The sequence below is a fragment of the Microbacterium sp. GXF7504 genome, from assembly GCF_054798235.1.
The window spans coordinates 515,529-533,423 of the sequence record NZ_JBSJZI010000002.1 but is presented as its reverse complement, the minus strand read 5'-3'; the positions used below and the strand labels follow the sequence as shown (position 1 = coordinate 533,423).

24 protein-coding genes are annotated in these 17,895 nt (G+C 72.7%); 15 read left to right on the top strand and 9 right to left on the bottom strand.

The genetic code is table 11. The features are described from left to right. The first annotated feature begins 9 nt into the window (after positions 1 to 9). The gene (locus tag ACWAUO_RS06665; protein WP_460774088.1) at positions 10 to 576 is read left to right on the top strand and encodes a ribonuclease H family protein; all 567 of its coding nucleotides are present in this window, start codon (positions 10 to 12) and stop codon (positions 574 to 576) included. Between the two features lie 35 nt (positions 577 to 611). On the opposite strand, the gene ACWAUO_RS06660 is transcribed toward ACWAUO_RS06665, so the two are convergent. Continuing rightward, entirely contained in the window at positions 612 to 1,643 is a 1,032-nt protein-coding gene (locus ACWAUO_RS06660; RefSeq protein ID WP_460774087.1) for an LLM class flavin-dependent oxidoreductase, read from the bottom strand. Positions 1,644 to 1,694: 51 nt separating this feature from the next. Further along, positions 1,695 to 2,216, bottom strand: coding sequence for a hypothetical protein (locus ACWAUO_RS06655; RefSeq protein ID WP_460774086.1), 522 nt, complete (start codon positions 2,214 to 2,216; stop codon positions 1,695 to 1,697). 151 nt (positions 2,217 to 2,367) lie between these two features. On the opposite strand from ACWAUO_RS06655, the gene ACWAUO_RS06650 reads away from it, so the two are divergent. From ACWAUO_RS06650 to ACWAUO_RS06640, 3 genes are read left to right on the top strand one after another with little or no spacing between them, the layout of a single operon-like run. Then, positions 2,368 to 2,874 (top strand): GNAT family N-acetyltransferase, encoded by a 507-nt coding sequence (locus ACWAUO_RS06650; RefSeq protein WP_460774084.1) that lies wholly within the window; start codon positions 2,368 to 2,370, stop codon positions 2,872 to 2,874. Between the two features lie 31 nt (positions 2,875 to 2,905). After that, positions 2,906 to 3,421, top strand: coding sequence for a glycine cleavage system transcriptional repressor (locus ACWAUO_RS06645; protein WP_460774083.1), 516 nt, complete (start codon positions 2,906 to 2,908; stop codon positions 3,419 to 3,421). Positions 3,422 to 3,439: 18 nt separating this feature from the next. Next, entirely contained in the window at positions 3,440 to 4,252 is an 813-nt protein-coding gene (locus ACWAUO_RS06640) for a hypothetical protein (RefSeq protein ID WP_460774081.1), read from the top strand. Between the two features lie 40 nt (positions 4,253 to 4,292). Here ACWAUO_RS06640 and msrA read toward each other — a convergent pair whose 3' ends face one another. Both msrA and ACWAUO_RS06630 read right to left on the bottom strand, forming a co-directional pair. Then, positions 4,293 to 4,832, bottom strand: coding sequence for a peptide-methionine (S)-S-oxide reductase MsrA (msrA, locus tag ACWAUO_RS06635; protein ID WP_460774080.1), 540 nt, complete (start codon positions 4,830 to 4,832; stop codon positions 4,293 to 4,295). Positions 4,833 to 4,974: 142 nt separating this feature from the next. Continuing rightward, positions 4,975 to 5,928: an aggregation-promoting factor C-terminal-like domain-containing protein gene (locus tag ACWAUO_RS06630; RefSeq protein WP_460774078.1), complete on the bottom strand. Its 954-nt coding sequence runs from the start codon at positions 5,926 to 5,928 to the stop codon at positions 4,975 to 4,977. Positions 5,929 to 6,143: 215 nt separating this feature from the next. Here ACWAUO_RS06630 and ACWAUO_RS06625 point away from each other — a divergent pair, with 215 nt between their 5' ends. Genes ACWAUO_RS06625 through ACWAUO_RS06605 form a run of 5 tightly spaced genes read left to right on the top strand, consistent with a single transcriptional unit; the run spans position 6,144 to position 9,117 of the window. Further along, on the top strand, positions 6,144 to 6,524 hold the full coding sequence (locus ACWAUO_RS06625) for a PPOX class F420-dependent oxidoreductase (protein ID WP_460774077.1): 381 nt from the start codon (positions 6,144 to 6,146) through the stop codon (positions 6,522 to 6,524). A gap of 60 nt (positions 6,525 to 6,584) precedes the next feature. After that, positions 6,585 to 7,652 (top strand): M4 family metallopeptidase, encoded by a 1,068-nt coding sequence (locus ACWAUO_RS06620; protein WP_460774075.1) that lies wholly within the window; start codon positions 6,585 to 6,587, stop codon positions 7,650 to 7,652. Beyond that, the gene (locus ACWAUO_RS06615) at positions 7,630 to 7,950 is read left to right on the top strand and encodes a protealysin inhibitor emfourin (protein WP_460774073.1); all 321 of its coding nucleotides are present in this window, start codon (positions 7,630 to 7,632) and stop codon (positions 7,948 to 7,950) included. Before ACWAUO_RS06620 ends, ACWAUO_RS06615 begins: the two co-directional genes overlap by 23 nt. Before the next feature lie 43 nt (positions 7,951 to 7,993). After that, the gene (locus tag ACWAUO_RS06610; protein ID WP_460774072.1) at positions 7,994 to 8,392 is read left to right on the top strand and encodes a PPOX class F420-dependent oxidoreductase; all 399 of its coding nucleotides are present in this window, start codon (positions 7,994 to 7,996) and stop codon (positions 8,390 to 8,392) included. Beyond that, complete coding sequence (locus tag ACWAUO_RS06605; protein ID WP_460774071.1) at positions 8,389 to 9,117, top strand: NUDIX hydrolase; 729 nt, start codon at positions 8,389 to 8,391, stop codon at positions 9,115 to 9,117. Before ACWAUO_RS06610 ends, ACWAUO_RS06605 begins: the two co-directional genes overlap by 4 nt. 92 nt (positions 9,118 to 9,209) lie before the next feature. Here ACWAUO_RS06605 and ACWAUO_RS06600 read toward each other — a convergent pair whose 3' ends face one another. Further along, positions 9,210 to 9,458 carry a hypothetical protein gene (locus ACWAUO_RS06600; RefSeq protein ID WP_460774069.1) on the bottom strand — a complete coding sequence of 83 codons (249 nt, stop codon included), beginning with the start codon at positions 9,456 to 9,458 and terminating at the stop codon, positions 9,210 to 9,212. 60 nt (positions 9,459 to 9,518) lie between these two features. On the opposite strand from ACWAUO_RS06600, the gene ACWAUO_RS06595 reads away from it, so the two are divergent. From ACWAUO_RS06595 to ACWAUO_RS06585, 3 genes are read left to right on the top strand one after another with little or no spacing between them, the layout of a single operon-like run. Further along, positions 9,519 to 9,827 carry a hypothetical protein gene (locus ACWAUO_RS06595; protein WP_460774068.1) on the top strand — a complete coding sequence of 103 codons (309 nt, stop codon included), beginning with the start codon at positions 9,519 to 9,521 and terminating at the stop codon, positions 9,825 to 9,827. Between the two features lie 41 nt (positions 9,828 to 9,868). After that, positions 9,869 to 11,161, top strand: coding sequence for an HNH endonuclease signature motif containing protein (locus ACWAUO_RS06590; protein WP_460774066.1), 1,293 nt, complete (start codon positions 9,869 to 9,871; stop codon positions 11,159 to 11,161). Between the two features lie 44 nt (positions 11,162 to 11,205). Next, a complete protein-coding gene (locus tag ACWAUO_RS06585) occupies positions 11,206 to 11,835 on the top strand; it encodes a GNAT family N-acetyltransferase (protein WP_460774065.1) in 630 nt (209 codons plus the stop codon). Between the two features lie 9 nt (positions 11,836 to 11,844). Here ACWAUO_RS06585 and ACWAUO_RS06580 read toward each other — a convergent pair whose 3' ends face one another. From ACWAUO_RS06580 to ACWAUO_RS06565, 4 genes are read right to left on the bottom strand one after another with little or no spacing between them, the layout of a single operon-like run. Then, positions 11,845 to 12,318: an S-ribosylhomocysteine lyase gene (locus ACWAUO_RS06580; RefSeq protein ID WP_460774064.1), complete on the bottom strand. Its 474-nt coding sequence runs from the start codon at positions 12,316 to 12,318 to the stop codon at positions 11,845 to 11,847. A gap of 38 nt (positions 12,319 to 12,356) precedes the next feature. Then, complete coding sequence (locus tag ACWAUO_RS06575) at positions 12,357 to 12,992, bottom strand: hypothetical protein (protein WP_460774062.1); 636 nt, start codon at positions 12,990 to 12,992, stop codon at positions 12,357 to 12,359. Further along, positions 12,989 to 13,819, bottom strand: a complete 831-nt coding sequence (locus ACWAUO_RS06570; protein ID WP_460774061.1) for an endonuclease/exonuclease/phosphatase family protein — start codon at positions 13,817 to 13,819, stop codon at positions 12,989 to 12,991. The genes ACWAUO_RS06575 and ACWAUO_RS06570 overlap by 4 nt, the downstream gene beginning before the upstream one ends. After that, positions 13,816 to 14,583 (bottom strand): glycosyltransferase family 2 protein, encoded by a 768-nt coding sequence (locus tag ACWAUO_RS06565; protein WP_460774060.1) that lies wholly within the window; start codon positions 14,581 to 14,583, stop codon positions 13,816 to 13,818. The genes ACWAUO_RS06570 and ACWAUO_RS06565 overlap by 4 nt, the downstream gene beginning before the upstream one ends. Positions 14,584 to 14,677: 94 nt before the next feature. On the opposite strand from ACWAUO_RS06565, the gene ACWAUO_RS06560 reads away from it, so the two are divergent. The 3 genes from ACWAUO_RS06560 to ACWAUO_RS06550 all read left to right on the top strand — a co-directional run bounded on the left by ACWAUO_RS06560 (position 14,678) and on the right by ACWAUO_RS06550 (position 17,883). Next, on the top strand, positions 14,678 to 15,169 hold the full coding sequence (locus ACWAUO_RS06560; RefSeq protein WP_460774058.1) for a bifunctional nuclease family protein: 492 nt from the start codon (positions 14,678 to 14,680) through the stop codon (positions 15,167 to 15,169). Between the two features lie 145 nt (positions 15,170 to 15,314). Continuing rightward, the gene (gene rpsA / locus ACWAUO_RS06555; protein ID WP_460774057.1) at positions 15,315 to 16,766 is read left to right on the top strand and encodes a 30S ribosomal protein S1; all 1,452 of its coding nucleotides are present in this window, start codon (positions 15,315 to 15,317) and stop codon (positions 16,764 to 16,766) included. Between the two features lie 67 nt (positions 16,767 to 16,833). Next, positions 16,834 to 17,883, top strand: coding sequence for a zinc-dependent alcohol dehydrogenase family protein (locus tag ACWAUO_RS06550; protein WP_460774056.1), 1,050 nt, complete (start codon positions 16,834 to 16,836; stop codon positions 17,881 to 17,883). Positions 17,884 to 17,895: the final 12 nt, after the last annotated feature.

The window sequence follows — 17,895 nt, the reverse complement described above, 5'->3', positions numbered from 1 at the left end:
ACTTGAGGGATGTCCACGCCGAGCTCGCCGCATCCGACCGACCGCTACACCGTCGCCACGGACGGCGCCTGCAAGGGCAACCCGGGCCCGGCGGGCTGGGCGTGGGTCGGCGAGGACGGCCACTGGGCCGCCGGGGCGATCCCGGAGGGGACCAACAACATCGGCGAGCTGCTCGGACTCCTGTATGCGATCACCGATCACGCGGACGTGGAGCACCTCACGGTGCAGGCCGACTCCAAGTACGCGATCGACACGTACTCGTCGTGGATGGACGGCCACCGTCGGCGGGGCTGGGTGACCAGCGCGAAGAAGCCGGTGGCGAACCGCGAGATCCTCGAGGCGCTCATCGCCGCCCGCGACGCGCGCCGCGCGGCCGGCAAGCCCGACGTCGTGCTCGAGCACGTCCGCGGCCATGCCGGGCACCGGCTGAACAGCTGGGCCGACGAACGCGCGGTGCGTGCCTCGCAGCACGCGGCGAAGGGGGAGGCGCTCGTCTGGACGTCGCTCCGCGGCCTCGAACCGCTCGACGTCACGGTCGATCCGCCCCGGAGCGCCCAGGACCGCGTCCGCCGCTGAGCGGCGCGCTCGTCAGCCATCGGCCTGCGACCGTCTCAGGCCTCCCAGTTCGGCTTCCACCCGAGCGCCGGCGCGACGTGCTCCGCGAACGCCTGCACGATGCGGAGGTTGAACGCGACCCCGAGCTGACTCGGGATCGTGAGCAGCAGCGTGTCGGCCGCCTGGATCGCCGCATCCTGTTTCAGCTGCTCGACCAGGGCGTCGGGCTCGTCCGCGTAGGTGCGGCCGAAGGTCGACCGGAACCCGTCGATGACGCCGATGCCGTCGCCCTCCTGGCTGTGGCCGAAGTACATCGCGTCCTGCGCGGTCGTGATCGGGAAGATGCTGCGGCTCACCGAGACCCGGGGCGTCCCCGGATGCCCGGCCTCGCGCCACGCGGTGCGGAAGGCGTCGATCTGCTCGGCCTGCAGCAGGTCGAACGGCTGCCCGGTCGCCTCGGTCAGGAGGGTCGAGGACATGAGGTTCACGCCGACGCGGCCCGCCCACTCCGCGGTATCGCGGCTTCCGGCACCCCACCACACGCGGGTGCGCAGCCCGGGGGAGTACGGCTCCACCCGCTGGCCGCCGTGGCCGCCGCCGAAGGGGCTGTCCGGATCGCGCTGCGCGAGCGGCTCGCCCTCGATCGCCCGCAGGAACAGGTCGAAGTGCTCGCGGGCGATGTCCGCGCCGCGGGGATCCTCGGAGCCGCGGTACCCGAAGGCCTCGTACCCGCGCACGACCGTCTCGGGTGAGCCGCGGCTCACGCCGAGCGCGAGCCTCCCGTCGCTGAGCAGGTCGACCGCGGCCGCCTCCTCCGCGAGGTACAGCGGGTTCTCGTAGCGCATGTCGATGACGCCGGTGCCGACCTCGATGCGCTCGGTGCGTGCCGCGATGGCGGCGAGCAGCGGCATGGGCGCGCTCTGCTGCCGTGCGAAATGGTGCACCCGGAACGAGATGCCGTTCACCCCGAGGTCGTCCATGCCCTGGGCGAGGTCGATCGCCTGCAGCATCGAATCGCGGGCGGTCAGTTCCCGGCCGCCGCCGAGGGGGCCGTAGTGCCCGAAGGACAAGGTTCCGAAGCGTTGCATGACGAGGGGAACGGATGCGGCGGCCGATTCATTCCGAAGAATGGAGTCGGATCAGCGCGCGTCGCCCCGGTCGTCTGCGTCGGCGCCGCCCTCGGGCGATGTCCCGAGCAACGGGGGCGCCGGCGGGCGGTCGCCGCCCTCGCCGGTACCGCCTTCCGGGGCGGGTGTCGTCGGCGCCGGTGTCGACCCGTCGCCCGTGCTCGGCTCGGGAGCGGGCGAGGGGGTCTCCTCCGGCGTGTGCTCGCCCGGCGACTGCTCCGCCGGCGTCGGCTGCGGCCGGGTCGGACCGGCGGGGGCGGGCGCGTTCCGCCGCGGGGTCGCCCGTGGCGACGGCGTCGTGTCCGGGGTCGGCGTGACTCCCGGCGTCGGGACGACCTCGAAGCCGAGGGCCCGGTCGGGGTCCTCGTCGTCGACCATCTGCAGCGCGGGGAGGGCGTCCGTCGCGATGCGGGGGGTGCCGCCGCCCGGTGGGACGGCGGTGAGTGCACCGTGGAGGCTCACGACGCCGATGCCGAGCACGAGCGTGCCGGCGGCGAGGCTGGCCGCGCCCAGGGCGGACACACGGAAGCGCAACGGGTCTCCTCCTCGGGCCGGGACGGGAATCCGGCGTGGTGCTGATCGGACCACGCCATCCTCGTCGAGCCCGCGGGACGAGTCAAGGCGACGGGGTGCCGGGACCGGTGGCACCCGGTCCCAGACGGCGCTCCTCCGCTAGCCTCGATGGATGCGCTCCCACACCCTTTCCGACGGCGCGGTGCTGCGCGCCGCGGCGCCCGGCGACGAACCGTGCATCCTCCGCTGCATCCAGGCCCTCGCCGTGTACGAGCGGGAGCCCGACGCGGTCGAGAACACCGAGCACGCGATCCGGGAGACCCTGTTCGGCGTGGAGCCCAAGGCGTTCGCCCACGTCGTGGAGCGCGACGGGGTGATCGTCGGCATCGCCGTGTGGTTCCTCACCTACTCCACCTGGACCGGCCGGCACGGGATCTGGCTGGAGGACCTCTTCGTCGACGAGGCGCAGCGCGGCCGCGGCTACGGCAAGGCGCTCATCGCTTCGCTCGCCGAGGTCTGCGTCGAACGCGGGTACCCCCGGCTGGAGTGGACGGTACTGGACTGGAATGCGCCGTCGATCGCGTTCTACCGTTCGATCGGGGCGGCGCCGATGGACGAGTGGACCACGCAGCGGCTCACCGGCGACGACCTGCGCGCACTGGCGGCGACCACCCGCTGACAGCGAGGGGGATGCTGGCTACAGTGACCCCATGAGCACGCTCGTCCTCACCGTCGTCGGTGACGACCGCTCGGGTCTCGTCGCCGAGGTGGCCGACGTCGTGGCCGCGCACGGCGGCAACTGGGAGCACAGCAGCCTGGCCGAGCTCGCCGGGGCGTTCGCGGGCATCATCCAGGTCTCGGTCCCCGCTGCGCGCGCGGACGGGCTGCGAGCCGCGCTCGGTGCGCTGGAGGGACTCATCGCGATCGCGGTGCCCGGCACCGAGTCGGCGGCCGATGCGGCGGGCGGGCGGCGCGGGATCACCCTGGAGGTGCTCGGCAACGATCGCCCCGGGATCGTGAAGGACCTCACCGGAGCATTGGCGCAGGACGGTGTGAGCGTCGAACGGATGTCGACCGAGACCCGGGATGCGGCGATGGCCGGGGGCCGACTGTTCGCCGCGACGATCGCGGCGACCGTCCCCGACGCCGTGGCGATCGACGACGTCGTGGCCCGGTTGGAACACCTCGCGGCCGAGATCCAGGTCGACGTGACCGTCACGGAGTGAGGCACGAGGATGCTGCGGATGGACACCCGAGGGGGAGCCGCGGCAGGTGACGAGCCGGAGCGCGGCGCGGAACTGCGGGCGCTGCGGGCGCGTGCGTACGGGCCCGACGCCGACATCGAGACCGATCCGGCGGCGCTGCGCCGGCTCCGCGAACTCGAGACGCGTCTGCATGCGCTCGCCGACCCCGAACCGGCCACGGCGCACCGGATGACCGAGGCCGAGCGGACCGCCCCGGCACCGGACCCGGTCGCGGCACCGGACCCGGTCGCGGTGCACGCCGCCCCGCCGTCCGACGTGCCGCCGGCGGCCGGGCCGGCGCGGGAGACGGTCCGGACGCGCGCGGCCGCCCGGTCGACCCTGCTGTGGATCGCGTCGCTCGTCGTGGTGGCGGTGGTCGCCGCATCCGTCGCGTGGGCCGTGACACGTCGGGTCGAGGCCGACCCGGCGCAGGTCGCGGTGCTCGGCGTGAACCCGGATCAGCGGATCCCGACGGTGTTCGGGGTCGAGCAGGACGCCCGCCGGTACGCGGACTTCCACGGGCTGACGGTGGTGGCCCTCCTCGGCCGCGGGTGGCTCGGCGGTGCGCCGGAGGACTACTGCCTGCTCATCCTCGACTCGTCGCAGGTGGAGTGGCGGACCAACTCGTACACGGGGGAGATGTACGGCGGCTGCGGCGCGGGCGGCTTCCCCGCGACCGCGCAGCTGCGGATCGTGCCCGGGCTCCCGGACGAACTGCTCGCGCGGTTCCCGGAGGGATCGGCGCTGCAGTTCGTCCTCGAAGGCGACGAGGTGGTCGTGCTCAGCGACGCCGGCACCGGATCGCGGGAGTGAACGACCGAGCCCCCGGGCGGTGCCGGGGGCTCGGTGCGGGTCAGGCGGTGGCGCGGCGGGGGAGCACCCAGCCGGGACGCACGAAGTGGCAGGTGTACCCGTTCGGGATCCGCTGCAGGTAGTCCTGGTGCTCGGGCTCGGCCTCCCAGAACGGGCCTGCGGGCTCGATCGTGGTGACCGCCTTGCCCGGCCAGAGCCCGGAGGCGTCGACGTCGGCGATGGTCTCCCGTGCGATGCGCTCCTGCTCGGGTGTGAGCGGGAAGATCGCGGAGCGGTAGCTCGTGCCGATGTCGTTGCCCTGACGGTTCAGGGTCGACGGGTCGTGGATCTGGAAGAAGAACGCCAGGATGTCGCGGTAGGTCGTCTTCGTCGGATCGAACACGATCTCGACGGCCTCGGCGTGGCCGGGGTGGTTGCGGTAGGTGGCGTGGTCGTTCTGCCCGCCGGTGTAGCCGACCCGCGTGTCGAGCACGCCGGGCTGCTTGCGGATGAGCTCCTCCACACCCCAGAAGCAACCGCCCGCGAGCACGGCGGTCTCGGTTCCGGGTCGCTGCGTGATGGCGCCGGTGTCGGTGGTCATGCCTGATCTCCTCTGTGGGACTGACGGGGTGGAGCGTTCGCTACCGTACCCCTGCGCCGCGGTGCGGCGTCATCAGGATGAACGGACGTGACACCCGATTCGGTCCCGCTGTACCTGGGAGCCCGCTGCGAATCGCGGAGCCTCAGTACCAGCCGGTCGACTGCGAGTGGCTCCACGCGCCGCACGGGGTGCCGTAGCGGCCCGAGATGTACCCGAGACCCCAGGCGACCTGCGTCGCGGCGTTGGTCTGCCAGTCGGCGCCGGCGGAGGCCATCTTGCTGCCGGGAAGGGCCTGCGGGATGCCGTACGCACCGCTGGAGCGGTTCTGTGCCTGATAGTTCCAGCCGGACTCCTTGTTCCACAGCGACAGGAGGCACTGGAACTGGTCGTCGCCCCACCCGCGCTCGGCGAGCATGGCGCGCGCGGTGGCCTGCGCGCCGGCAGGGCTGTTGTCGCCCGACCCGCCGCCGGCGTACGCGTACTGGGTGCCGGTCGAACCGGTCGACCGCGGCGCGGCGGCGGCCGCTTCTGCCTCGAGACGCGCTTGCTCGGCGGCTGCGGCCGCTGCGGCCTCCTCGGCCGCCTTCTGGGCGAGGGCGCCCTCCAGCCCGCCGCGCAGCTCCGCCACGCGGGCGTCGACGGCGGCAGCGGCCTCCGTGACGTCCTCGGCGATGGCGGGGACGAGCACATCGGGCAGCGCGTCGGCGAGCTCGAGGCGCTCGGCCGCATCCTGCAGCGGCACGGTGTCGACGGACGCGTCCGGGATGCCGATGTCGAGCCCGGACGCCGCGATGTCCGCGGTGACGGACGCGGCGGCGGCGAGAGACGTCTCGGCGGCGGTGCGCGCCTCGGTCGCCTCCTCCGGCTCCTGAGCGGTCGCGGGTCGCTGCTGCGTCGAGGCGAGGACGATGTGCGGGGCGGGCTCCGCGATCGCGTCGGACGACGATCCGGTCGCGGCCGCGGCGCCGGTCGCGCAGGCGGTGGCGACCAGGCCGAACGCGATCCCCGCGGCGATGAGGGCGGGGCGGCGGCGGTCGCGGCGGGCCGCGGTGCGGATGTCTCGGCGGGTGGCGGTACGGGTGGTCTGCAGGCTCATGTCGTATGCGTCAGGTTCCGTGTGGGGGCAGGGTCTCCACGCCGTCGGGGCGGCGCGCCGGGTCCGCCGGGGCGGACACAAAACACCAAGCCTGCACCCCGTTACCTGACCGTTACCTGGACGGTGGGCCCGATCGGAGGCCGAATCCGCATCTCTCGGGCGGGGTGCGCGGGCGGTGGACGGGGCGGGTCGACGGCATCCGGGAGAATGATGTCGTGCCTCCGTTGAACGACATCGCCGACGCCGAGTATGTCCTCCTGACCACCTTCCGCAGGACGGGTGTGCCGGTGGGCACACCCGTGTGGATCGTGCGCGACGGCGACGAGTGCCTGGTCACCACCGGCGCCGCCTCGGGCAAGGTGAAGCGGCTTCGTCACACCCCTCGGGTGACCCTCGCGCCGTGCGACGCACGCGGCAAGGTCGCCGACGGGGCGTCCACCGTCGAGGCGGTCGCGGAGGTGCGCAGCGACGACGAGACGGCCGAACGGCTCCGGCGGGCGCTCACCGCGAAGTACGGCATGAAGTACCGGATGATCCGCGCCGGCCAGAAGCTGCGTCGCGGCGACGCCGGATCGGTGGGGCTCGTCATCCGCTGAGCGGTCGGGCGCCGCCGTCCACCCCGTGACAGCGTCGGCGGCCGGTCGTAGGGTCGCCGCATGACCTCCCCCCGTCACCGGCACGCCATCGTCCCGGGCTACCTGCTCGCCCGGCTCGCCCAGTCCTCCGCGTTCCCCAAGGCCGCCCGCGCCGCCCGGCACACCCTCATCCAGGGGCGCCCGCCGTACCGCGCGCGCATCGAGCTGTCGATCGACGGCGAGGGCAACCTCGTCGCCGAACTGACCGACGCCCCCGACCGCACCGTGCACGACGCCGGCAACACCGAGGACCTGCCCGGCCGCGTCGTCCGCCGGGAGGACGACCCGCCCGTCGACGACACGGCGGTCAACGAGGCCTTCGACGGACTCGGGGCGACGTTCGAGCTCTTCCTCGACGCGTTCGAGCGGAACTCGATCGACGGGGCAGGCTCACCGCTGCTCGCGACCGTCCACTACGGCGTCGACTACGACAACGCGTTCTGGGACGGCGAGCGCATGGTCTTCGGCGATGGCGACGGCGAGGTCTTCCGCGGCTTCACCGGCTCACTGTCGGTGATCGGCCACGAACTCGCGCACGGCGTGATCCAGGCCGCGTCCGGCCTCGAGTACCAGGGGCAGCCCGGCGCGCTGAACGAGTCGCTCGCCGACGTCTTCGGCGCGCTCACCGAGCAGTACAACCAGGGGCAGACGGTCGACGAGGCGTCGTGGCTCATCGGCGAGGGGATCTTCACCGAGGCGGTCCAGGGGCGAGCGCTGCGCTCGATGGCCGAGCCCGGGACGGCGTACGACGACGACGAGCTGGGGCGCGACCCGCAGCCGGCGCACATGCGGGACTACGTCGAGACGGCGGAGGACAACGGCGGCGTGCACATCAACTCCGGCATCCCCAACCGTGCCTTCGTGCTCGTCGCGCGGGCGCTCGGCGGCAACGCGTGGGAGCGCGCGGGCCGGGTCTGGTACACGGCGCTGCAGGGGCTTCCCGCATCGAGCGACTTCGCCGGGTTCGCCGCTGCGACCCTCGCCGCGGCCGCGGCGCAGTACGGTGAGGGATCGGAGGTCGAGCAGGCGGTCCGGTCGGCCTGGGGCACGGTGGGAGTGATCGGGGATGACGGAGCAGGGGTCGGCTGATCAGTGCGGCGTCGTCGTCACCGTCGTGCGCACGGGCGGGGTCGCCGGGATGCGGCGGGAATGGCGGGTGGCGCCGAGACCCGACGCCGCGGCCCGCTGGGTGCGGCTCGTCGACGGGTGCCCCTGGGGAGAGCCGTCGGACGGCGACACCGGAACCGACCGCTTCACCTGGCGGCTCCGGGCGTGCGTGGGGGACCGCGAACTGACCCGTACGATCCCCGAGCAGGCGCTGCGTGGACCCTGGCGCACCCTGGTCGACGCGGTGCGCGAGTACGCCGCCCGGGAGGACGACGCCTGAACGGATGCTCCGGTCGCCCGGGATCCGGGGCAGACTGGAGGACATGCCGCACGCCGACCGCATCCCCACGGAGTACCGCGCCCTCCTCGACGAACCGAACTACGGGCACCTCGGCACCATCCGGCCCGACGGCACGGTGCAGGTCAACCCGATGTGGTTCGAGTTCGACGGTGAGCACATCCGCTTCACGCACACCACGTACCGGCAGAAGTACCGCAACCTCCAGCACAACCCCTCGATGTCGCTCTCGGTCATCGACCCCGCGCAGCCGTTCCGCTACCTGGAGGTGCGCGGCCGGCTCGTCGAGGTCGTGCCCGACCCGGAGGGCGCGTTCTACGTGCGGCTGCAGAACCGGTACGGCGATCCGAGCGACGTCCCGCCGGCCGACAAGGCGGATCGCGTCATCCTGGTGATGTCGGTCGAGCGGACGACGAAGCAGTGACCGACGGCGCCGCGTCGGCGGCGACCACCGGGGCGCGGGAGGAACTCCTCGCGCTCGCGACCGGCCGCACACCCCGCAGCCGACGCTTCGACGAACTCCGCAACCAGCCCATCGAGGCGACGGCGCGCGCGGCCGCGGTGCTCATCCTGTTCGGCGTCCTCGACGACCTGCCGGCCGGCCGAGACGCCCACGACACCGCCGTCTCGCGCGACCTCGACGTCCTGCTGCTGTCCCGGGCCGACACGCTCCGGGCACACCCCGGACAGGTCGCGTTCCCCGGCGGCCGCATCGACCCGGGCGACGACGGTCCGGTGGACGCGGCACTGCGCGAGGCGCGTGAGGAGACCGGTCTCGACCCGGCGGGAGTGGAGGTGCTCGGCACGCTCGACCCGCTGCCGCTCGCCTTCTCACGCCACCTCGTGACCCCGGTGCTGGGGTGGTGGCGGCATCCGTCCCCGGTCCGAGCGGTCGACGCGGCGGAGTCCGCCGACGTGTTCCGCGCACCCGTCGCAGACCTGCTCGACCCGGGCAACCGCGGCGTGACGGTCGTCCGGCGCGGTGGCGACGAGTTCCGCGGACCCGCGTTCCTCGTCCCGCACGTCGACGGCGACCATCTCGTCTGGGGATTCACCGCCATGGTGCTCGACGGCCTCTTCGATCTGCTCGGCTGGACCGAACCCTGGGACGCGACCCGGATCATTCCGCTCGAACCGCCGCCGCGGTGAGGCGCGTGCCGGCGGAGAGCGTGCCCGGCCGAGTCTGCCCGGTACCGCCGGTCCGTGCCATGCGCGCGCCTCGCCGAGGGCTGCGCGCGAAGTCAGTCGTACGTGCGGTGCACGTGCCAGGCGTCTTCGGCGCCGTACACGTCGAAGACGTAGCTGACGTGCTGCGGGTCGGTCGCCTGGAACCGCCAGCCGGTCACCGCCCGGCCGCCCTGACCTGACGGGATCCGCAACCGGGTGGGCATGTCGGTAACGCGCCATCGCCGTCCGGCGTAGACCATGCGGGCGGGGACGTCGTCCACCAGCCAGAGGGTCAGGTCGTGCGCGTGCTCGATCGTGGACATGCCCCCACGATAGAACGGACGTTCGACACTTGCTACCCTTGACGGCGGTGAGGGAGGAATGTGGGAACCAACCGCAGGTACGCCGAGCAGGTCGACCGTCGGGGCGACTCGCGCCACATCGACCGTCTCGCGGCGAAGGCGCCCCTGCAGACACTCACCCGGCGGGAGCTCGAGCTCGACATCCTTCCCGTGACCACGAATCCGCGGCCCGAGAAGGTGCGGGCGTGGGTGCGGTTCGGCCCCGAACCGTGTCTGGTCGACGCCGAGGTCGTGATGTGGACGGCGACCGCGTGCGCCATCCGCTTCCGCACCGAGGCGAAGGAGTACCGCTGCTGGGTGTGGTCGACCGCCGTGCAGCGGGAGTCGTGACCGGCCTGGGGAATGTCGGAGGTATGTTCCAGTCTCGGGGCATGGGCATCGAAGGTGATGTGGGAGGACCCGGCACTCCCGGGACGGACACGCTCGCCTCGATCCTGGCGCTCGAGGTCGACATCCGGCGACTCGCCGCACAGCGACTCCGCCGCATCGAACGGCTGCACCGTGAGGCCGAGCAGGCGGCGCTGACCGAGGTCCCGGCGATGCGACGCGACATCATGGAGCGTTCGCTGCGGCTCGAGCTCGCGGCGGCGCTGCGCGTCACGGAGCGCACCGCGGACGCGCTGCTCGCCCGCGCCCAAGCCATCGTCGTCCGGTATCCGCACGCGCTGCGTGCCCTGGAGACCGGGGCGATCACCGAACGGCACGCCGACCTGTTCGCGGAGGCGATGGACCGGCTCACCCCCGACCAGCGGCGCGGGGTCGAAGAACGCGCGATCGAGCGCGCCCGGTGCGCGTCGGTGGGGGCGTACCGTCGCTGGCTGCGCACACTCGTCGACACCGTCACCGCGCCGACGCTGACCGAGCGGCACGCGGAGGCGGTCGCGCGCCGCGTCGTGACGATGACGAACGAGGGCGACGGCACCGGCACGCTCCTCGTGCTGGGACCGATCGTCGAGGTGCACGCGGCATACGACCGGCTCACCAGGATGGCGAAGGTGCTCGCCTCGCACGACGGCGAACCCCGCAGCCGTGACCAGCTCCGCTGCGACGCGCTGCTCGATCTCCTCATCGAGGGGCAGGTCGCTGCGCACCCGGGCACCGTGCGCGGCATCCGTGCGGAGGTCGTCGTCACCGTCCCCGCCCTGGCGCTGCTCGACGACGCCGTCGCAGCCCGCGCCCCGGCGAGCGTCGAGGGGATCGGCCCGATCCCGATCGAACGTGCCCGGGAGCTGTGCGGCGGGGCGAAGGGCTGGATGCGGGTCCTGACCCATCCCGAGACCGGCATCGTCCTCTCCGTCGGCCGCCGGCGCTACCGCCCGCCGGCGGCGCTGCGACGCCTGGTCCGGTGGCGGTCCGAGCGGTGCCTCGCGCCCGGATGCGGCATGGCGGCGAGCCGCTGTGACATCGACCACGCCATCCCGTGGGAGGACGGCGGGACCACCGCGGTGTGGAATCTCGGACCGCTGTGCCGAGGGCACCATACGATGCGACATCACGGTCGCTGGCGGATCCGGCAACTCGACGGCGGGACCGTCGAATGGACCTCGCCGCTCGGCCGGGTCTACCGGGTCGAGCCCGATCGGCGAACCCCCGCGTTCCGCCCGGATGCGGGACGGGCGGGTCCCGGCGGGCGGTCGGACCGCGGGTCGCCGCCGCCGTTCTGAGGCCCCGCGACGTCACCGCCTCCTCCTCGTGGCAGGATGCCGGGATGGATGCGTACGACGGCCCTCCGCCGGTGGACCCGGACGGCGACACCCCGCTGGCCGACACCGCCGCTCCGCTCGAATCAGCCCCCGTGGACTCCGCGTCCACGGACGCGCCGGGCGTGACGGGCGAGCGGCAGACCGTGCCGCCAGCGCGCCCCGGACGCGTGCGGGTGCGGCGGATGACGCAGGATGAGTACGACCGCTGGCAGATCGAGCTCGCCGACGACTACGCCGCCGAGCAGGTGGCGGTCGGACTCTGGCCCGCCGAGGGTGCGCTGCAACGGGCGCTGACGGAGAACGCACGCGATCTGCCCGACGGGCTCGACACCGCCAGGATGCTGCTGCTCACGGGCGTCCTGGACGACGACGAACCGGTCGGTCGCGCCTGGGTGCGACTCGACCACCCTCGCGGCGCGCCCGACGTGGCGTTCCTCTACGACATCGAGGTCGCGCCCGGACATCGCGGTCGCGGGCTCGGTCGTGCCCTGCTCGCCGCCGTCGAGGACGCCGTCCGCGCGGCGGGCGTCCCGGCGCTGGAACTCAACGTGTTCGCCCGCAACCGGGCCGCGGTCGGCCTTTACAGCTCGGAGGGGTACGAGATCGTCACGCAGCAGATGCGCAAACGCCTCTGAGCGGGGCGGTCAGACCCCCACACGGCTGAACGGGTCATGGCTGATGCCCTGTTCGAGCACGACCTTCGCCCACTCGCGCGCCGTGTGCAGGGAGTGGTCGCGGTAGTTGCCGCATTCGAGCGCCGACACCGCCGGGACGTCCGACTCGACCGCGTCCTCGGCGATGAAGCGCAGGCTGTCGCTCAGCGCGGCCACCACGTCGGGGATCGCCGGCTCGCCCCACATGAGCAGGTGGAAGCCGGTGCGGCAGCCGAACGGCGAGATGTCGATCACGCCGTCGATCCGGTCCCGCAACAGGCCGGCCAGCATGTGCTCGAGCGTGTGGATCCCGGCCGTCGGGATCTCCTGCACGTTCGGCTGGGTGAGTCGCACGTCGAAGTTCGTGATCGGGTCGCCCTTGGGGCCGTGTTCGACGCCGATGCGGCGGACGTACGGGGCCAGCACGGCGGTGTGGTCGAGCGTGAAGCTCTCGATCTGGGGCATCGGTGATTCCTCCTCGTGGGCGCCGGAAGGCGTCTGCGTCAATTCCACCAGACCCCGTGCGGGGTCGGGGCCTTCATGACGCCGTCGTCGCCGCAGCCGTCACGGGACGGTCTCGGTCGGGCGAGCGGGAGGCGACCGAGGACGAGGGCCGCCAGGAACGCGCCGACCCCGCCGACCGCCATGTCGCCGATCGTGTCGTCGTAGGTGACGAAGATCGCGTCGCTGAGGAACGTCTTGCCGAACCACTCCACCATCTCCCACAGTGCACTGACGGCCAGCCCCAGGGCGGGGAGCAGGACGAGCCGGCGGCGGGCGCGGAGAGGTTCCACGTCGATCACGCCCCAGCGCTCCAACGCCAGGAAGAGCACGAGCGACAGCATCCCGGTGCAGACGAGGTGGGCGGGGACATCCCACCAGGGGATGGTCCGGTACAGGTCGAGCACGTTGCTCCATGCGGCACCGAGCACCGCGACGCCGTACGCGAGGTCGAATCCGGCCCGCAGGCCGAGGAATCGCGGCACGAGCAGGGCAGGGAGGGCGAACGCCAGGATCCCCGCGTCGGTGGGCGAGCCCCAGATCGCGGCGGCCCCGACGCTGACGACCCCGAGGATGCGGACGAGGTCGGCGAGCGCTTCGCCGACGGTCCGCGGCGGACGCAGGAAGTCCTCGATCATGGTGTGGCTCCTTCCGGCAGGCGGATGAGGGCCTGCACCGGCAGATGGTCCGACGCCCACGGGCCGTCGGCGGGCCAGCCGTGGATCGCCGCGTCGGTCACCTCGACGTCCGGGGTGACGAGGATCCAGTCGATCCGCGCCCCGCCGACACGCGGCGGGCGGTAGTTCGGATTCGTGCCCCATTCCGGGCTCCGGCGTCGGGCCGCTCCGGCCCATGCGTCGACGAGCACGCCCGCGCGGGTGAACTCGCGCAGCGCGGGGGATCCGGGCCGCGCGTTCATGTCGCCCATGACCACGGCGGGCAGGTCCTGGGCCGCGACGAGCGAGCGGAGCGCGGCGGCCGCGCGCACCCGCGACCGCGGCGAGAACGGGTCGAGGTGCGTGTTGACGGCGAACACCGACGCGCCGGTGGCGCGGTCGTCGAAGGACGCGAGGACCGCGACGCGGGGGAGGAGGTTGCCCCACGAGCGCGAACCCGCCCGCCGCGGGCGCCCGGAGAGCGCGACCTGCTCCCACGTGCGCAGACGCAGTCGGTCCGCGTCGTAATACAGGGGAGTGCCCTCGCCGCGCCCACGACGGTCGCGACCGCGTCCCAGCATGCGGTATCGCGGCCCCAACGCGGCCTGCACCGCGCGCGCCTGATCGGGGAGCGCCTCCTGGACCCCGACGATCGTCGGCGCCTCCGTGCGCAGGAGCCGGGTGACGAGCGGGCGGCGGATCCGCCACCGGTCCGCGCGGCGCCAGGACAGCCCGTCCATGCGGCGGCGGACGTTGAACGTCATCACGTGCAGCGCGGGCGGCGCGGCCGCGCCGAACGTCGTGGTCATGACCGCACCGCCCGGCGGACGGTGCGCAGGAACCGGCGGTCCCACCGCATCGGCGGGAAGTCCACCGGCCAGTGCCGGAGGACGGTGCGGAACCCCCGTCGCACGCGACGCCGGAACGCGCGGTGGTCGTGGAACGGGCGCATCGAGATCCCGAGGGCGGCGCCGGGCAGGTAGCGGATGCGGAGGCCCTCGCCGAGGTGGAACGCGAGGTCCAGGTCGTCGTGCAGCTCCGCGTCGTCGCGGTGGACCCGTGCGGCGACCCGGCGCCACGCCTCGCGTCGGAAGCCCATGTTCGATCCGAACATCGGGACGTGCCCGAGCGCGGCGAACCCGGCGAGCGCGTACCCGGCGAGGTAGACCACGGCGAGCGGACGGCGCAGGGCCCGTGGACCGTCGACGAACCGCGCGCCGGCGGTGAAGGCCGCCACCCGGGGGTTCCGCGCGAAGGCGCGGGCGAAGGTCTCGACCCAGCGCGGGCCGGGGAGCGAATCGGCGTCCAGCCGCAGCACGACGTCGCCGGTCGCGGCGTCGTAGCCGGTCGCGGCGGCGGCCGGGATGCCCGGCGTCCCGCACACCACCAGCCGCGCGCCCGCACCGGTCGCGACGGCCGCGGAATCGTCCGCGCAGCCGTTGTCGACGACGACCACCTCGTCCGGACGCCGGGTCTGCAGCGCGAGGGCACGGAGGCACCGTCGGAGCGCCGTACGGTCGTCCTTCACGGGGATCACGACGGACACCCGGAGCGGGGTCGGAGCAGGGGGCATGCGCGTCACGATAGGCGGCTCCGGCGAGCGGGTCCGGGCGGTTGACAGGGCGCTTCGAGCCGACCAGGCTCGGGCGCAATCGGAAGGGGCACCCATGGTCCAGGTCCGCGTCGCGGGCGTCGCGCTCGACGCGACGGAGCAGCACGTGATCCTCCTCAAACCGGTGGACGCGCTGCCGGGCGTCGGCAGCATCCTGCCGATCTGGATCGGCGCGCAGGAGGCCAGCTCGATCCTCGTGGCGGTCGAGAAGGCCCCCGTGCCGCGGCCGCTGGCGCACGACCTCATGCTCTCGCTGCTGCGCGAACTCGGCGCGCTCGTGGAGCGGGTCGAGGTGAACCGCCTCGAGGGCGGCACCTTCTACGCCGAGATCACCCTCATGACGCCCGCCGGCGTCCGCGTCGTCGACGCGCGCCCCTCGGATGCGGTCGCCCTCGCGTCCCGGGCCGACGCGCCCATCTTCGTCGCCGACACGGTCATGGCCGAGGCGGGCATCGCGGACGTGCTCATCGAACCCGAGGAGGAGGAGGCCGTGGAGGAGTTCCACCGCTTCCTCGACGACGTCGAACCGGACGACTTCCGCGAGTGACCGTCTGCTAGCATGGACTGTCACTCGACTGCGCCTTCGCGCGCGCACGCGTCGGGTCGACGACGAAAACCAATCCGCTCCGCTTCGGCACGCGCATCCGCACGCGCCAAGCCCGACTTCCAACCCAACAAGGACAACCCACTACATGACTAACGCAACGACCGCCCCGGCCACCAAGCAGGTCGCCATCAACGACATCGGATCTGCTGAGGACTTCCTGGCCGCGGTCGAGAAGACGCTGAAGTTCTTCAACGACGGTGACCTCATCGAAGGCACCGTGGTGAAGATCGACCGCGACGAGGTCCTCCTCGACGTCGGCTACAAGACCGAGGGTGTCATCCCCTCCCGCGAGCTTTCGATCAAGCACGACGTCGACCCGAACGAGGTCGTCAAGGTCGGCGACCAGGTCGAGGCCCTCGTCCTCCAGAAGGAGGACAAGGAAGGCCGTCTGATCCTGTCGAAGAAGCGTGCGCAGTACGAGCGCGCGTGGGGCGACGTGGAGAAGATCAAGGAGAACGACGGCGTCGTCACCGGTACCGTCATCGAGGTCGTCAAGGGCGGCCTGATCGTCGACATCGGTCTCCGCGGCTTCCTCCCCGCCTCGCTCATCGAGCTGCGTCGCGTCCGCGACCTGACGCCGTACCTCGGCCAGGAGCTGGAGGCGAAGATCCTCGAGCTCGACAAGAACCGCAACAACGTGGTCCTGTCGCGTCGCGCCCTGCTCGAGCAGACCCAGTCGGAGTCGCGCTCCAACTTCCTCAACAACCTGCACAAGGGCCAGGTCCGCAAGGGCACGGTCTCCTCGATCGTCAACTTCGGTGCGTTCGTGGACCTCGGCGGCGTCGACGGCCTCGTCCACGTCTCCGAGCTGTCGTGGAAGCACATCGAGCACGCGTCCGAGGTCGTCGAGGTGGGCCAGGAGGTCACCGTCGAGATCCTCGAGGTCGACCTCGACCGCGAGCGCGTCTCGCTGTCGCTCAAGGCGACGCAGGAGGACCCGTGGCAGGTGTTCGCCCGCACCCACGCGATCGGCCAGATCGCACCGGGTAAGGTCACGAAGCTCGTTCCGTTCGGTGCGTTCGTCCGCGTCGCCGACGGCATCGAGGGCCTCGTGCACATCTCCGAGCTCTCCGGCAAGCACGTCGAGCTCGCCGAGCAGGTCGTCTCGGTCGGCGAGGAGGTGTTCGTCAAGGTCATCGACATCGACCTCGAGCGCCGCCGCATCTCGCTCTCGCTCAAGCAGGCGAACGAGTCGGTCGACCCGAACGGCACCGAGTTCGACCCGGCCCTCTACGGCATGGTCACCGAGTACGACGAGAACGGGGAGTACAAGTACCCCGAGGGGTTCGACGCGGAGTCCGGCCAGTGGAAGGAAGGCTTCGACGAGCAGCGCATCGCGTGGGAGGCGGAGTACGCCGCCGCCCAGGCCCGCTGGGAGGCCCACAAGGCGCAGGTCGCCAAGGCCCTCGAGGCCGAGGCCAACAACCTTGGTGGCGTCGACGCCGGCAGCTCCTACACGAGCGAGTCGACCGGTCTCGGCACCCTCGCCGACGACGAGGCCCTGGCAGCGCTCCGCGAGAAGCTCTCCGGCCGCTGATCGGCTGATCCCACGAGAGGGTCGGGACCTTCGGGTCCCGGCCCTCTCGTCGTCGTAGGCTCGGGGCATGCGCGCCACCGTCCTCCACGCCCCCCGCGACATCCGTATCGAAGAGGTCCCCGATCCCGTGCTCACCACGGGGGACGACGCGATCGTCCGCGTGGTCGCCGCCTGCGTGTGCGGTTCGGATCTGTGGCCCTATCGCGGCATCACCGAGGTCGCCCGCCCCCGACGCATCGGGCACGAGTTCGTCGGTGTCGTCGAGCAGGTCGGTCCCGCCGTCGAGCACGTCCGCCCCGGCGACTTCGTGATCGCGCCGTTCTACGTGTGCGACGGCACCTGCGCGAACTGCCGCAACGGCGTCAGCACGTCCTGCCTGCACGGCGGCTGGTGGGGGAGCGACGACCGCCGAGGCGCCTTCGCCGACGGCGGCCAGGGCGAGCGCGTCCGCGTACCGCTCGCAGACGGCACCCTCTTCGTCGTGCCGGGGCAGGTCGACGACCATGAGGTCCCTGGGCTCCTCACGCTCAGCGACGTCATGGGCACCGGCCACCACGCCGCGGTCTCCGCGGGCGTGGGCCCGGGTGACACGGTCGCCGTGGTCGGCGACGGCGCGGTCGGGCTCTGCGGGATCATCGCGGCCGAGCGCCTGGGCGCCACGACGATCATCGCGATGTCGCGGCATCCGGAGCGGCAGGCGCTCGCCCGCGAGTTCGGCGCCACCCACATCGTCGAGGAGCGTGGCGACGCCGGGGTCGCGGCCGTGCAGGCGCTCACCGGCGGGATCGGCGCCGACCGCGTGTTGGAGTGCGTCGGCACGAAGGAGTCGATGGACCAGGCACTGCGTTCCGCGCGTCCGGGCGGGATGGTCGGCTATGTGGGCGTGCCCAACGGCGGGCCCGAGCTGCCGGTCCGACGCATGTTCGACACGAACGTCGGCGTGAACGGCGGGGTCGCGCCGGTGCGCGGCTACATCGCGGAGCTCCTGCCCGACGTCCGTTCGGGCGCCATCCGGCCGGGCCGCGTGTTCGACCTCGAACTGGGCCTCGACGACGTCGCCGAGGCGTACGCGGCCATGGACGAGCGGCGCGCCACGAAGGTGCTGCTGCGTCCCTGAGCAATAGGGTGT